The sequence below is a fragment of the Kitasatospora sp. NPDC057738 genome, assembly GCF_042798815.1.
In the GTDB taxonomy this organism is placed as follows: Bacteria; Actinomycetota; Actinomycetes; order Streptomycetales; family Streptomycetaceae; genus Kitasatospora; species Kitasatospora lactacystinica.
Genome location: NZ_JBHVJT010000045.1, coordinates 1 through 14,865, shown reverse-complemented (window position 1 = coordinate 14,865; position 14,865 = coordinate 1). Strand labels below are relative to the sequence as shown.

Below are 14,865 nucleotides of genomic sequence, written 5' to 3'. Positions count from 1 at the left end.
TGTCCGGTCAGCCCCGGCGGCCCCAACGACGGCCCTTGCCCTTGCCGTCGCCCTTGCCGTCACCCGTGCCGTCGCCCTTGTCCTGTGCGTCCCCGCGGCCCTCGGGCCGCTCCGCGCCGCCCTGCGGGCCGTCGTACGGAGCGCCCTGGCCCTGACCGCCGTGCTCCCAGCGCGTCCACTCGTCGTGCGAGCCCAGCAGGGTGTCGGTGAGGCTCGGCAGGTCGTCCAGCGGCGTCTCCTCGGCCCACTCCGGCCTCGGCCGCTCGGCACCGGGCTGCGACCGCTCGGCCGTCGGCCCGGCGTCGACCACCGGCAGCTCGCGGGTGCTGTCCACCGGCTCCGCGCGCCGCGGCCCCTGCGCCGGCCGGCCCTCGGTGCGGCCTCCGGTACGGCCTCCGGCACGCTCCTCGGTGCGGCCCGGCTCGATCCGCGGCAGCACCTCGGTCCGGTCGGCCTCCGCCGGGACCCTCGGCAGCACGGCCGTCTCGTCCACCGCCGAGGCCGGCACCACCGGCAGCTTGGCGGTCTCGTCGACCGTACCGGCGGTTCCGCCGGCCGCCCGGCGCGCCTCGGCAGCCTCCGCGGCCTTGCGCGCCTCGGCGGCCTCAGCAGCCCGGACGGCCGCCTGCCGGTCCCGCGGCGAGAGCTCGCGCGTCGCCTCGTCCCCGAGCCCGCCCACCGGAGCCTGCGCCGCCGACTGCGCCGCGTCCCGCGGGGCGCCCTTCGGAACGTCCCGGACCGCCCGCAGCTCCGTGGTCGTCTCCGCAGCCGACTCCCCGGCCACCGAACCCGAACCCGGACCGGACGCCGAAGCCGAACCCGTCGCCGAACCCGCGTCGGATGCCGACCCCGGACCCGGCCGCGCCTCGGCCCGGCCCTCCGCGGACTCCGCCGCCGCAGCCGCGGCCGCGAGCGCGGCGGCCTGCGCCAGCCGCGCCTCCTCGGCCCGCTGGAGCGCCTCCTCCGCCCGGCGGCGCTGCTCCTCGCGGGCCAGCTCGCGCTGCCGCTGGAGCTCGGCCTGGGCGGCCGCCTCCTCGGCGATCCGCTTGCGCTCGGCGGCCTCGGCGGCCAGCCGGGCCTCCTCGGCCCTGCGCCGCTCGGCCTCCTGCTCGGCGCGACGCGCGGCCTCCTCCTCGGCCCTGCGGCGCGCTTCCTCCTCGGCCTTGCGCCGGGCCTCGGCGGCGGCCCGCTCGGCCTCCTCCTTGGCCAGCCGCTCCTGCTCCGCCTGCTCGGCCCGCAGCTGCGCCAGCACCTCCTGCCGCTTGCGCTCGGCGGCCTCCTCCTCGGCCTTCTTCCGGGCCTCCTCGGCGGCGCGGCGCTCGGCCTCCTCCTTGGCCAGCCGCTCCTGCTCGGCGCGGGCGGCCCTCTCCTGCTCGGAGAGCGGCAGCTCGCGGTCGAGCCGGTGCCGGATGGCAGTGGTGACGAAGCCGGGGGCCTGGCTGCCGTCCACGACCAGGTAGCGCGCCGGGTCGGCGGCGGCGAGGGCGAGGAAGCCGGCCCGGACCCGCAGGTGGAACTCGGTGGGCTCGGACTCCAGCCGGTCCAGCGCCTCGGTGAAGCGCTCGCGGGCCTTGGTCGGGTCGACATCCAGGACGACGGTCAGGTCGGGCAGCAGCCCGCCGGTGGCCCAGCGGGAGATCCGGGCGACCTCGGTCGCGGCCAGGTCGCGACCGGCGCCCTGGTAGGCGATGGAGGAGTCCATGTACCGGTCGGTGATCACCACGGCGCCGCGGGCGAGGGCCGGCCGGATGACGTTCTCGACGTGCTCGGCGCGGTCGGCGGCGTAGATCAGCGCCTCGGCGCGGTGCGACAGGCCGGTGTTGCCGACGTCCAGGACGAGGCCGCGCAGCCGCTGGCCGACCGGACTGCCGCCGGGCTCGCGGGTGAGCACGACCTCGTGCCCCTTGCCGCGGATCCACTCGGCGAGCGCCTGGGCCTGGGTGGACTTGCCGGCGCCGTCGCCGCCCTCCAGGGCGATGAAGAAGCCGGTGCCCGCGCCGAGGCGCGGCGCCGGGCCGCCCGGGCCGCGCACCGAGTCCACCAGGTCCCGGACGAACGGCGCGGTGCCGCGCCGGTCGTCGGTGCGCAGCAGCACGACCGCGGCGAGCACCAGCGTGAGCAGCCCGGAGGTGGCGACGGCCAGGGCCGCGCCGCCGTGGATGAAGGTGAAGGAGCCGGGCTCGACGGTGCCGTACTCGACGTCCCCGTAGGCGGCGGCGATCAGCGGGACGACGACCAGCGCGGCGGCGACCACGGTCCGGAGCACCGCGAACAGGTGCTCGGTGACCTTCGGCAGCCGGGCCTCCTCGACCTCCTGGGCGAGCAGGGTGCGTCCGGCCGAGATCACGATCCCGGCGGCCAGCCCGGCCAGCACGGTGAGCAGCAGGACCAGCACGAAGTCCAGCACCAGCCCGGCCAGGATCAGTGCGACGCCCTGGGTGAGCAGCGCCAGCGCGAGCAGCCGGCGACGGGACAGCGAGGGCAGCGTGGCCCGGGTGAGCCGGGCGCCCAGGGCGGGCGTCCCGGCGGCGGCGAGCACCAGCAGGCCGTAGCCGATCGGCCCGGCGCGGTGCTCGGCGGCGGTGAGCAGCGCGAGCGCGGCGACGCCCGCCATCGCGGCGTAGCCGGCCGCGACGGCGAAGGTGAAGTACGGGGCGCCGCCGGTGCGCCCCTTGCTCAGCGCGGGGCCGGGGGCGGCGTCGGTCGGGGCGCGCAGTCCCTGGAGCGGCGAGACCGGGGCGACGGACACCGGGCCGCCGGGCAGCTGCTGGAGGTGGTCGCGGACCGCCGCGGCGGCGAACAGCCCGGCCGCGCCGAGCGCCGCGAAGGTGAGCTGGTGGGCGCGGAGCCAGTCGGAGCCGAGGGCCGCGCCGATGTTGTTGAGCAGGGTGAAGGCCACCAGGCCGAGCGCGCCGAGCGGCACGGTCACCCAGCCGGTGAAGCGGTCGATGCTCCGGACGCTCTCCAGGTTGGCCGCGGCCGGGCGCTGCTCGGCGACCGGCAGGTGCGGGTTGGCCGGAGGCAGCAGGCCGGGAACGGCGGCGGCCTTGGCGATCCCCCGGACCCGCTCGGCGGCACCGGTGACGAACACGGTGGCGAGCAGGGCGTAGGTGGCGGCCCCGGACGGCTCGGCGGCGGACCCCAGCCAGACGCTCCACCAGGGGGCGAGGCCGATCAGCAGGGCGCGCAGCACGTCGGCGCCGAAGAGCGTCCAGCGCCGGTCCAGTCGGCCGGTGACCAGCCGGTGCACCGGGCCGAGCAGTGCGACGCCGACCAGGCCGGTCGCCAGCACCCGGACGGCGAGGACCGCGGCGAGGGCGAAGGCGAGGCTGCGCGGCAGGCTGCCGAACCGGCCGTCCTGGGCGGCGGCGATCACGGTGAGCGCGATCAGCACCAGCAGACCGAGCCGGTCGGCGGTGCCGCCGATCAGCTGGGTGGTCCACAGGCGCCGGTAGGCACGTGTCCGCAGCAGGGCCCGGGCCCGGTCCACCGGAGTCCCGGCGGGCGCGACCTCGGGCAGGTCGGACACCCCCGCTCTGGCGGCCGGGGCGCTGGGGGTGGGCTGCTCCTCGCTCGTCATACGGTCAGCGTAGCGGGCTGGGCCTGGCCGGAATGTGGCGAACGGGCTTCCGGATCGTGCTCATCACCGGGTTGTGACGTACCCCGCACAGACCCGACGGGCCTCGGGCCCGCCCCCCGGGATCGGGGGTGCGGGCCCGGCCGCGGTGACCGCGGATCAGCCTTCTTCGGTGGCCGAGGCCTTGTCGGCCGCCGTCCTGCTCGTGGCGGTCTTCTTGGCCGCCGTCTTCTTCGCCGCCGCCGTCTTGGTGGTGGCCTTCTTCGCGGCGGTCTTCTTCGCGGCCGCGGTCTTGGTCGCCGCGGTCTTGGCGGTGGTCGTCTTCTTGGCCGCGGCCTTCTTCGCCGGGGCCTTCTTCGCCGCCTTCTTCACCGGTCCGCGTGCCCGCTTCTCGGCGAGCAGCTCGTACCCGCGCTCCGGCGTGATGGTCTCGACGTCGTCGTCCTTGCGGAGCGTGGCGTTGGTCTCGCCGTCGGTCACGTACGGACCGAAGCGGCCGTCCTTGACCACCACCGGGCGCTCGCTGACCGGGTCGTTGCCCAGCTCCTTGAGCGGCGGGGCGGCGGCCGCCCGGCCGCGCTGCTTCGGCTGGGCGTAGATCGCCAGCGCCTCGTCGAGGGTGATCGTGAAGAGCTGGTCCTCGCTGGTGAGCGAACGGGAGTCGGTGCCGCGCTTGAGGTACGGGCCGTAGCGGCCGTTCTGCGCGGTGATCTCCGCGCCCTCGGCGTCGGTGCCGACCACCCGGGGCAGCGAGAGCAGCCGCAGCGCGTCCTCCAGCGTGACGGTGTCCAGCGACATCGTCTTGAACAGCGAGGCGGTGCGCGGCTTGACCGCGTTCTTGCCGGTCTTCGGCGTGCCCTCGGGCAGGATCTCGGTCACGTACGGGCCGTAGCGGCCGTCCTTGGCGACCAGCATGTTGCCGCCGACCGGGTCCGGGCCGAGCTCGAAGTCGCCGCTGGGCTTGGCCAGCAGCTCCTCGGCCAGCTCGACGGTGAGCTCGTCCGGCGGCAGCTCGTCCGGGATGTCGGCACGCTGGCCCGGCTCGCCCTCGACGGTGGAGGCGCGCTCGACGTACGGGCCGTAGCGGCCGACCCGCAGGGTGATGTCGTCGCTGACCCTGAACGAGCTGATCTCCCGGGCGTCGATCGCGCCGAGGTCGGTGACCAGTTCCTTCAGGCCGCCCAGGTGGTCGCCGTCGCCGTTGCCGGCCTCGGCGGCGCCGCCCGCGGCGTGGCCCTCGCCCTCACCGAAGTAGAAGCGCTTCAGCCACGGCACGGACTGCGCCTCACCGGCGGCGATCCGGTCGAGGTCGTCCTCCATCTTGGCGGTGAAGTCGTAGTCGACCAGCCGGCCGAAGTGCTTCTCCAGCAGGTTGACCACGGCGAAGGAGAGGAAGGACGGGACGAGCGCCGTCCCCTTCTTGAAGACGTACCGGCGCTGGATGATCGTGTCGATGATCGACGCGTAGGTGGAGGGGCGGCCGATCTCCCGGTCCTCCAGCTCCTTGACCAGCGAGGCCTCGGTGTAGCGGGCCGGCGGCTTGGTGGCGTGGCCCTCCGGGGTGATCCGCTCGGCGGCCAGCGGGTCGCCCTGGGCGACCTGCGGCAGCCGGCGCTCGCGGTCGTCGAGCTCCGCGTTCGGGTCGTCGGCGCCCTCGACGTAGGCCTTGAGGAAACCGTGGAAGGTGATGATCTTGCCGGTGGCCGAGAACTCGACGTCCCGGCCGTCGGCGGAGGTGCCGCCGACCCGGACGGTGACGGACTGGCCGACCGCGTCCTTCATCTGGGAGGCGACGGTGCGCATCCAGATCAGCTCGTACAGCCTGAAGTCGTCACCGGTCAGGCCGGTCTCGGCGGGGGTGCGGAAACGGTCGCCGGACGGGCGGACCGCCTCGTGCGCCTCCTGCGCGTTCTTCACCTTGCTGGCGTAGGTGCGCGGGGCGTCCGGCAGGTAGTCCGCGCCGTACAGCTGGGTGACCTGGGCCCGGGCCGCGGTGATCGCGGTGTCCGACAGCGTGGTGGAGTCGGTACGCATATAGGTGATGAAGCCGTTCTCGTACAGCTTCTGGGCCACCTGCATGGTCCGCTTGGCGCCGAAGCCCAGCTTGCGGCTGGCCTCCTGCTGGAGCGTCGTGGTGCGGAACGGCGCGTACGGCGAGCGGCGGTACGGCTTGGACTCGACGCTGCGGACGCCGAACGCCGTCTGCTCCAGGGCGGCGGCCAGCTGACGGGCCGCCTGCTCGTCCAGGTGCAGGGTGTTCGCGCTGGCGGCCTTCAGCCGGCCGTCCTGGCCGAAGTCGCGGCCGCTGGCGATCCGCTTGCCGTCGACGGAGGCCAGCCGGGCACCGAAGGTCTCCGGGTTGGCGGCGTCGGCCGGGGTGCGGCCGGTGCCGAAGGTGCCGACCAGGTCCCAGTACGAAGCGGCGCGGAAGGCCATCCGCTCGCGCTCGCGCTCGACCACCAGTCGGGTGGCGACGGACTGCACCCGGCCCGCCGACAGCTTCGGCATGACCTTCTTCCACAGCACCGGCGAAACCTCGAAGCCGTACAGCCGGTCGAGGATGCGGCGGGTCTCCTGGGCGTCGACCAGGCGCTGGTTGAGCTCGCGCGGGTTGGCCACGGCCTCCTGGATCGCCGACTTGGTGATCTCGTGGAACACCATGCGGTGCACCGGCACCTTGGGCTTGAGCACCTGCTGGAGGTGCCACGCGATGGCCTCGCCCTCGCGGTCCTCATCGGTGGCGAGGAAGAGCTCGTCGGACTCCGCGAGCAGCGACTTCAACTTGCTGACCTGGGACTTCTTGTCCGCGTTGACCACGTAGATGGGCGCGAAGTCGTGGTCGACGTCCACCCCGAGGCGCCGCACCTCGCCGGTGTACTTGTCCGGCACCTCGGCCGCGGTGCTGGGGAGGTCGCGGATGTGCCCGACGCTCGCCTCGACGATGTAGCCGGGGCCCAGGTAGCCCTTGATCGTCTTCGCCTTGGCCGGCGACTCGACAATGACGAGTCGCTGTCCGTGCGCGGTCTCGCTGCTCGGGGACACCTTCGCTCTTCTCTCCCGGTCCTTATGTGGCTGGTCGGCGCCGGCAGCACGGGCTGCACTCCGCCCGACCCCTCCACCGCCCCGGGGCTGCCGCGGCACGACACCCCCACCAGCGGAGTGTGACCGTACCCCGGCCACCCTTGTCAAACGGACGGATCCCGCTTTTTCACTTGCCGGGCTCACCGACGCCACTCGAACGGTAACCCGATGACGGAGGTTCGCGCCCCGCGGAGGGGGGCCTTCGGCAGGTTCCGGAGGATGGAATGACGGATTTCAAGATCTGTCAACGGAAAATCGACGGGTTCTCACGGGCGGCGGGGTGGGGACGGGGCGAGGGCGGAGCGGGGCTGGGGCGGGGCTCAGCTGCCGGCCACGGCCAGGAGCCCGGCGCCCGCCGCCAGGCAGCCCACGCCCAGGACGCTCCACAGCAGGTCCACGACGGCAGCCCGACCGACCTCCCCCGCGGCCAGCACCACCCTGCTCGGGCGCCGCGGGTCGTAACAGATCCGCACCGAGGCTCCGGGCGCGAAGCGGTCCGGGCGGCGCAGCGGGGTGTGCCCCCGCGGACGGGCGATCACCAGCCCGGCGATCCCGCACGCGCCCGCGCCGCCGACCGAGGGCGGCACCGAGAAGGAGAGCAGCGGAGCACTGTCCAGCTGGCCGTGCACGTCGTCCTCGGCCATCACGGTGGCCACCGCCGACGCCCCCCGGCGGCGCACCCGCAGGCGCAACCCCACTTCGGCGGCGCACCAGAGCAGCAGCACGCCACCGAAGAGGGCGAGCACCGACCCGCCCACCATCGCCGTCGTCGTGTCCACCCCTGGCCCCCGGCTCCCCAGCTCTGTCCACAGCCTGTGGACAGAGCTTCACAGTGGAGAGCCAACGGGAGACTGCCGCCCGGCGGCGGCCGGACGAACCAGGGGGTACGGGCGAGTGAACCGGTCAGGTCTCGGCGGATGCGGTCACGGAGAGCCGGGGTCCGGGCACGGTGAATCCGGGCACGGCGCAACCGGGCACGGTGAATCCGGGCACGGTGAATCCGGCCACGGGGGGCCGGGACGGGTCAGGACGCGTCGGGACGGGTCAGGACGCGTCGGGACGGGCTTCAGCGGACCGGGTCGATGAACCCCTGCTCGGTCAGCAGGCGCAGCGACTCCGGCACCCGGTCCCGCAGGACCACCCGGTCCTCGCCGAGCAGCTGCGCGATGGCGTCCACGATCTCGCCCGCCGACAGCGTCCCGTCGCAGACCCCTACGAACCCGGCACCCACGGTGTCCACCTTGGTGGCGCGCCGCATGCCCCGGTTGTGACGCAGGATCACGTGCTCCGGGTCCTCCGCGCCCGGCGCGCCGACCTGCTCCTGGACCACCTCGTCGGCCAGCACGTAGCGGGCCGCGAGCAGGCCCGCGTCGTCGTGCGAGCGGAGGAAGTCCTGCCGGTCGAACCAGGCCTCGATGTGCGGGCCCAGCGGCTGCTCCACCGGGTGCGGCCACTCCTCCACCCGGACGGTCGGACGCTCGGCGCCGCTCGCCCGCAGGGTGATCCAGCCCATCCCGATGCCCTCGACCCGGCCCGACTCGAAGGCGTCCAGCCACTCGCCGTACCGGGCCTGGTAGTCGCCACCGGGGCCGCGGTGGTCACCGCCGTCGCGCAGCCACAACTCGGCGTACTGGGCCACGTCCTGGACCTCGCGCTGGACGACCCAGGCGTCCAGGCCGGTGCCCGCGACCCAGCCGGCCAGCCGCTCCTGCCAGTCCTCGCCCTTGACGTGCTGCCAGTTGGCGAGCAGCTGGCAGTAGCCGCCGGGCTCAAGGTGGTCGGCGGCCGAGCGGACCAGGCTGCGGCACAGGTCGTCCCCGGCCATGCCGCCGTCGCGGTAGGTGAACCGGCCGCCCGGCGAGATGACGAACGGCGGGTTGGACACGATCAGGTCGAACTTCCGCTCCCCGACCGGCTCGAAGAGGCTTCCGGCGGACACCTCGGTGTTGTCGAAACCGGACAGCGCCAGGGTCAGCTCGGTGAAGCGCAGCGCGCGCGGATTGAGGTCCGTGGCAGTGACGGTCCCGGCGTGGCGGGCCGCGTGCAGCGCCTGGACACCGGAGCCCGAACCGAGGTCCAGCGCGGCCCGGACGGGACGGCGCACGGTGATGTTGGCCAGCGTGGTGGAGGCACCGCCGACGCCCAGCACCAGGTCCTTGCGGGCCACCCCGTGCGCGGTCTCGCCGGAGCCGATGCCGCCCGCGCCGCCCACCGCGCAGCCCAGGTCGGAAACCACCCAGGCATCCGAACTGGGCATCCCGGCCACCTCGTTGGCGTACGGCCGGACGTCGACGGTGGCGCGCACCAGATCGCCGTCGGGGCGCAGCCAGCCGTCCGCCAGGCAGTCCTCCACCGGCAGCGCGGCGGCGGCCGCCCGGTACGGGACCGGCTGCTGGAGCAGGAACAGCCGCACCAGCGTCTCCAGCGGGCTGCCACCGCGGGTCGCCCGCAGTGCCGGGACCGCCTCGCTGCGGGCCAACGCCGAATAGCCGGTGGGCCCGAGCAGGTCCAGGCACCCGTCGGCGGTGAACGAGGCGGCGAGCAGCGCCTCGCGGAACTTGGCGAGGCGGGTCGGGTCGAGAACGGGGCTACTGATCACCCCGCCATTGTCCCCCGGCGCCCACCCCGCGGCCGCCGCTGCGCCCCACGGCCATCGGACGGAAGCCCGCACCACCACGCACGCCCCCGGGAGCCGCCGCGCGCCGCCCTGCCGGGGGCGCCGAGTCGTTCGGCGGCGGCGGCCGGCGGCGGCGGCTCGCGGAGGCGGCTCGCGGAGGCGGCTCGGGTGACTTCGTCATGGCCGACGCGCGCCGCCCATCACCAGCCGGGTCCCAGGCCGGGGACGGGCCGGGGACGGGCCGGTGTCGGGCCGGTGTCGGGCCGGTGTCGGGGGCGGGCGCGTCGGATCGTGCGGTCCGCCGGGGCTCAGCTCGCGCTGGGGGCGGGGTTCGCCGGGGTGCCGGCCGGGGCGGACGGAGCGGTGGTCGCGCCGGCAGCGGCCGGGCTCGCACTGTCGGTCGCGCCGGGCGCCGGGGTGGTGGCCGGAGCGCCCGGGGTGTCGGTGGCGCCGGGGGCGGGGGTCGTGCCCGCACCGCCCGGGGCCGGGGTGCCGCTCACGCCGGCACCCGCACCACCGGTGGCACCGCCGGTCGGGGCGGTGGTCGGGGACGGCTTGCAGCCCTCCTGCTTGGCCATCGCCGCGCCGAGATCGCCGCGCTGGAGCTTGCTCTGCGCCTGGGTGGAGAGCGAGGCCAGCTGCTGCACCTGGTCGGCCACGCTGCGCAGCCCGTCGGCGAACTTGGCCTGGTCGGTGTTGGGCAGCGCGTCCAGCTTCTTCTGGACCTCTACGTAGCCGTCGGCCGCCTTCTTCAGCTCGTCGACGGTGTCCTTCTGGAGGGTCGCGCCGTCCTGCACCTTGGGCGCCCCGGCACCGTCGATGGCGGCGGCTATGTCCTGGTTGGTCTTGGCCAGCCGCCCGATGTCCGTGGAGAGCCGCTTCTGGAGGTCGGCGGGGACTTCGCCGGTCTTCACCTGGCCGGTGTCGGCGAGCGCGGCCTGCGCCTGGGAGATCGGGTCCTTGGCGGCGCCGCAGACGGTCGACGCCCAGGACTCCAGCTGCTTGCTGTTGTTGTCGTCGCCGCCACAGCCGACGGCACCGAACGCGAGCAGCACGCCGAGGGCGGGTACGGCCAGCAGTCGCTTGTTCACCGGGAGGAGCCTTTCGGTTTCGGTCGTCATCGGTCGTCGAACCTACACGGCCGGTGTCCGTTCCCCGATTTCCGGTTTCACTCCCCCGCTGCCCGCTGCCCGCTGCCTGCTGCCTGCTGCCTGCTGCCCGTGCCGATGCTCGATGTCGTGCGGGATCGCCGTCGAGCGGAACGACGGGCGAGGTCGGCCGCTGCTGCTGCACCGGCAGGGGAGGGCGCGTCCTCGCACAGCCGGCCTACGGGCATGCCGACGCGGACCTCCTCGCCCCGGGTGCCCTCCGCCGGCTGACCGGCAGCTCGGCCCGGAACGCTTCGGAGGTCGAGGCGGCTGCCGATGTCCCGACGGCCTGCCCGGTCGTCCGGGTGACGGGATGCGAACCCACCCGGACGTCGTCCATCGCGACGAGGCCCGGTCGACGAGCGGACCCGGTCGTCCGGGAACAGCCGACCGCCGGGATCACCACGCGTCGACGCCTGCCCGGGAGCCTGGCTCCAGCCCTCGCGGGCGTGCGGAAGCGCGAAAGCGGCGCCGCCGACGCCCGCGGCGCCTCAGACCGCGACGGAGGGGACCGAGACCGGCCAGCTCATCCGGATCAGGCCACCGTCCGTGCCGTTGGTGACCTCCAGGTCCTCGACCAGGCCGGTGATCACGGCGAGGCCCAGGGTGTCCTCGTCCGGGTCGCCGCCCTCGGCGGCGCCGGAGGCCGGGACGGCGGCGGGGCCGGCCTCGTCCTCGACCTCGATGAGGAAACGCTTCTCCTGATCGGTCAGCGCGACCCGGACCGTGCCGCCGATGCCGCCGCGCTGGTGCAGCCCGACCGCGCGGGAGCACGCCTCGCCGACCGCGAGCCGGACCTCGTCGAGCACCGACTCGTCGACCCCGGCCCGTCTGGCGACGGCCGCGGCGACCAGTCGGGCCGTCCGCACATGCTCGGGAAGCGCGCTGAATCGAAGTTCGACGGTTGCCATCTCTCCCCCTCGGGGTGCTCCGACCGGGGCCGGAGGTCCGGCCCCTGCGGGCCGGCGGAACCGGCCCAGGGGCGTCCGGGGACGCACCGGGCCGCACGGGCCCGGGCTCCCGGACGCGAGGAAACGAGCGGGCCGGCCACCCGGGCCGGCCCGGCCGCGTCAGTCGGTCGCGTTGACCGCGTCGTCCACCGAGGTGTGGATCGGGAAGACCTTGGTCAGGCCGGTGATGCGGAAGATCTTCAGGATGCGCTCCTGGTTGCAGACGAGGCGCAGCGAGCCCTCGTGGGCGCGCACCCGCTTCAGACCGCCGACCAGCACACCGAGGCCGGTCGAGTCGAGGAAGTCGACGCCCTCCATGTCGACGACGAGGTGGTACTTGCCGTCGTTGACGAGCTCGACCAGCTGCTCCCGCAGCTTCGGGGCGGTGTACACATCGATCTCGCCGCCAACCTCGACGACCGTACGATCGCCGACTGAACGGGTCGACAGGGACAGGTCCACGGAACCTCCAGCACCTTGCCTTGCTACGTCATGTGCGATCCTCGGCCGGACGGCCGCCACCGCATGGTCGCGAGCCCGGGCGCGCCCAGCCAACGCGTGGCAAGCCTCAGCGCTGCGACCCACGGCCATACGGCCGTCACGGCCACATTCAACCACCTGCGGCCATGCCCGCACGATGGCTTACGACGATTCTCCGTCACGCCGGTGACACACTGGGTCCCCATGCCGCCCCGACACAGCCCGCCCGAGGCACTGCTCACGACCCTGGCCACCGGCCGGGGGCGGTCCGACCGGCTCACCCATACGGAGCACCTTCCCGCCCGACCTGCACGTTATTCACCGTGGCCGGACTCGATCCGTCCGGAGGTCGTGGCCGCGGCACGCGCCCTCGGGGTGGAACAGCCGTGGGCGCACCAGGCAGAAGCGATGAATCTGGCCAAAAGCGGCCAGACTGTGGTGATCGCCACAGGCACCGCCTCGGGCAAGTCGCTGGGCTATCTGGCACCGGTGCTCAGCGACCTCCTCGACGGCACCGAGGCCCGCAACGGCCGCGGCGCCACCGCGCTCTACCTGGCTCCGACCAAGGCGCTCGCCGCCGACCAGCGCCGCCGGGCGGCCGAACTCGCCCCGCCGAGGGTCCGCGCCGCCCTGTACGACGGCGACACCCCGACCGAGGAGCGCGAGTGGGTCCGCCAGTACGCCTCCTACGTGCTCACCAACCCGGACATGCTCCACCGGGGCATCCTGCCCGGCCACGCCCGCTGGTCCTCCTTCCTCAAGGCGTTGCGTTACGTGGTCGTCGACGAATGCCACAGCTACCGGGGCGTGTTCGGCTCGCACGTCGCCCAGGTGCTGCGGCGGCTGCGCCGCATCTGCGCCCGTTACGGCTCGTCACCCACCTTCCTGCTGGCCTCCGCCACCACCGCCGACCCGGCCGCGACCGCCCGGCGACTGACCGGCCTGCCCGCCGTCGCCGTAACCGAGGACGCCTCGCCGCGCGGGCCGATGGTCTTCGGCCTCTGGGAGCCGCCGCTCACCGAGAACGTCGGCGAGCACGGCGCGCCCGTGCGCCGCACCGCGACCGCCGAGGCCGCGCACCTGCTGACCGACCTGGTCGAGCGGGAGATCCGCACCGTCGTCTTCGTCCGCTCCCGGCGTGCCGCCGAGCTCGTGGCGCTCCAGGCCCAGGACCAGCTCGACCGCCCGCTCGCCGGACGGGTGGCCGCCTACCGCGGCGGCTACCTCGCCGACGAACGCCGCGCCCTGGAACGCGATCTGCACACCGGCCGACTGCTCGGCCTCGCCTCCACCTCCGCTCTCGAACTGGGCGTCGACATCTCCGGCCTCGACGCCGTCCTGATGGCCGGCTACCCCGGCACCCGGGCCTCGCTCTGGCAGCAGGCGGGCCGGGCGGGCCGGGAGGCCCAGGGCGCGCTGGCCGTGCTGATCGCCCGGGACGACCCGCTGGACACCTACCTGGTGCACCACCCGGAGGCGCTGTTCGCGGCGCCCGTCGAGGCCACCGTGCTCGACCCCGACAACCCGCACGTGCTCGCCCCGCACCTGTGCGCGGCGGCAGCCGAACTCCCGCTCACCGATGCCGACCTGGAACTGTTCGGGCCGTCCACCGCGCCGCTGCTCCCGGTCCTGGAACGGCGCGGCCTGCTGCGCCGGCGCAGTGACGGCTCCTGGTACTGGACCCGTCGCGAGCGCGCGGCCGACGCGGTGGACCTGCGCGGCAGCGGAGGCAGTCCGGTTCAGATCGTCGAGGCCGACACCGGCCGCCTGCTCGGCACGGTGGACGCCGCGGCCGCCCACACCAGCGTCCACACCGGGGCCGTCCACCTCCACCAGGGCCGCACCTACCTGGTACGGGAGTTCGACCTGGAGAACTCCGTGGCCCTGGTCGAACCGGCCGACCCGCCGTACACCACGGCCGCCCGCGACATCACCTCCGTCTCCGTCCTGGACACCGACACCACCGTGGAATGGGGCGAGGGCCGGCTCAGCTTCGGCTCGGTGGAGGTGGTCAACCAGGTGGTCGGCTACCTCCGCAAGCGGATCTCCACCGGGGAGATCATGGGCGAGACCAAGCTCGACCTGCCGCCCCGCACGCTGCGCACCCGCGCGGTCTGGTGGACCGTCACCGAGGACCAGCTGCTCGACGCGGACATCCCGCCCGACCAGTTGCCCGGCGCCGCCCACGCCGCCGAGCACGCCTCGATCGGACTGCTGCCGCTGTTCGCCACCTGCGACCGGTGGGACATCGGCGGCGTCTCCGTCCCGCTGCACCCGGACACCGGCCTGCCGACCGTGTTCGTCTACGACGGCCACCCGGGCGGGGCCGGCTTCGCCGAACGGGGCTTCCGGCGGGCGGTCCAGTGGCTGACGGCCACCCGGACGGCGATCGCCTCCTGCGAGTGCGAGCGCGGCTGCCCGTCCTGCGTCCAGTCGCCCAAGTGCGGCAACGGGAACGACCCGCTGGACAAGGCCGCCGCCGTCCGGCTCCTGGACGTCCTGCTGGCCGGGGCCGCCGGAGCCGCGGAGACGCAGGACGGACGGGAGGCGCCCGACGGCCCGGAGACTCCGGACGCTTCGGATGCTTCGGACGCTTCGGACACGAGCGCCGGTCCGGAGGCGCCCGACGCGCCGGAGGCGGCCCCGGGACCGGAAGGTGGAGCGCCGGCCCGTTCATGAGACCGCCGCCGCACTCGGGGCTCCGCTCGGATCCCCCACCGGCCCGGCGTCCGGCACGTCCTCGGGGCCGGTGACCGGGGCCCGTACCGGCCCGGCCCGGGCCCTCGCCCGCGCCGGGCCGACGGGCAGCCGGGCCGGGAGCCCGCGGACGTCCACCTCGGCCACCACCTCGACGGCGTCCCCCGACCGGTCGACCGCACAGGACACCAGTCCGGCGCCCTGCGCGGCGGCGATAGCGGCGGCCCGGGCGCAGCCGCCGTCCCGGTCCAGCAGCAGCCGGTCCGCCGCGGCGAGGGCCGCGAGGTCGGCCGCCGACTCGGCCCGGTGCCGGGA

General features: G+C 74.8%; 9 protein-coding genes. 1 reads left to right on the top strand and 8 read right to left on the bottom strand.

Going from position 1 to position 14,865, the window contains the following annotated elements:
• Positions 1–7: 7 nt before the first annotated feature.
• The 7 genes from tmk to bldG form a co-directional block, all read right to left on the bottom strand.
• Positions 8–3,580, bottom strand: coding sequence for a dTMP kinase (gene tmk / locus ACFVGO_RS23730; RefSeq protein WP_380633878.1), 3,573 nt, complete (start codon positions 3,578–3,580; stop codon positions 8–10).
• 156 nt (positions 3,581–3,736) lie between these two features.
• A complete protein-coding gene (gene topA / locus ACFVGO_RS23725; protein ID WP_380633876.1) occupies positions 3,737–6,619 on the bottom strand; it encodes a type I DNA topoisomerase in 2,883 nt (960 codons plus the stop codon).
• 359 nt (positions 6,620–6,978) lie between these two features.
• The gene (locus ACFVGO_RS23720; protein WP_359902053.1) at positions 6,979–7,437 is read right to left on the bottom strand and encodes a DUF3592 domain-containing protein; all 459 of its coding nucleotides are present in this window, start codon (positions 7,435–7,437) and stop codon (positions 6,979–6,981) included.
• Between the two features lie 287 nt (positions 7,438–7,724).
• Positions 7,725–9,257: a methyltransferase gene (locus ACFVGO_RS23715; protein ID WP_359902050.1), complete on the bottom strand. Its 1,533-nt coding sequence runs from the start codon at positions 9,255–9,257 to the stop codon at positions 7,725–7,727.
• Between the two features lie 326 nt (positions 9,258–9,583).
• A complete protein-coding gene (locus tag ACFVGO_RS23710; RefSeq protein ID WP_380633874.1) occupies positions 9,584–10,366 on the bottom strand; it encodes a hypothetical protein in 783 nt (260 codons plus the stop codon).
• A gap of 548 nt (positions 10,367–10,914) precedes the next feature.
• A complete protein-coding gene (locus ACFVGO_RS23705) occupies positions 10,915–11,334 on the bottom strand; it encodes an ATP-binding protein (protein ID WP_359902044.1) in 420 nt (139 codons plus the stop codon).
• 159 nt (positions 11,335–11,493) lie between these two features.
• Positions 11,494–11,835, bottom strand: coding sequence for an anti-sigma factor antagonist BldG (gene bldG / locus ACFVGO_RS23700; protein ID WP_049659132.1), 342 nt, complete (start codon positions 11,833–11,835; stop codon positions 11,494–11,496).
• Between the two features lie 222 nt (positions 11,836–12,057).
• On the opposite strand from bldG, the gene ACFVGO_RS23695 reads away from it, so the two are divergent.
• Positions 12,058–14,532, top strand: coding sequence for a DEAD/DEAH box helicase (locus ACFVGO_RS23695; RefSeq protein ID WP_380633871.1), 2,475 nt, complete (start codon positions 12,058–12,060; stop codon positions 14,530–14,532).
• Here the strand turns inward: ACFVGO_RS23695 and ACFVGO_RS23690 are convergent.
• On the bottom strand, positions 14,527–14,865 hold a 339-nt coding region (locus tag ACFVGO_RS23690; protein WP_380633869.1), incomplete at its 5' end, for an Rv3654c family TadE-like protein. The genes ACFVGO_RS23695 and ACFVGO_RS23690 overlap by 6 nt on opposite strands.

Excerpts from the sequence above, each read along its gene's own strand:
- tmk (WP_380633878.1), bottom strand. The coding sequence starts at position 3,580 with ATGACGAGCGAGGAGCAGCCCACCCCCAGCGCCCCGGCCGCCAGAGCG.
- ACFVGO_RS23705 (WP_359902044.1), bottom strand. The coding sequence starts at position 11,334 with ATGGCAACCGTCGAACTTCGATTCAGCGCGCTTCCCGAGCATGTGCGG.
- ACFVGO_RS23695 (WP_380633871.1), top strand. The coding sequence starts at position 12,058 with ATGCCGCCCCGACACAGCCCGCCCGAGGCACTGCTCACGACCCTGGCC.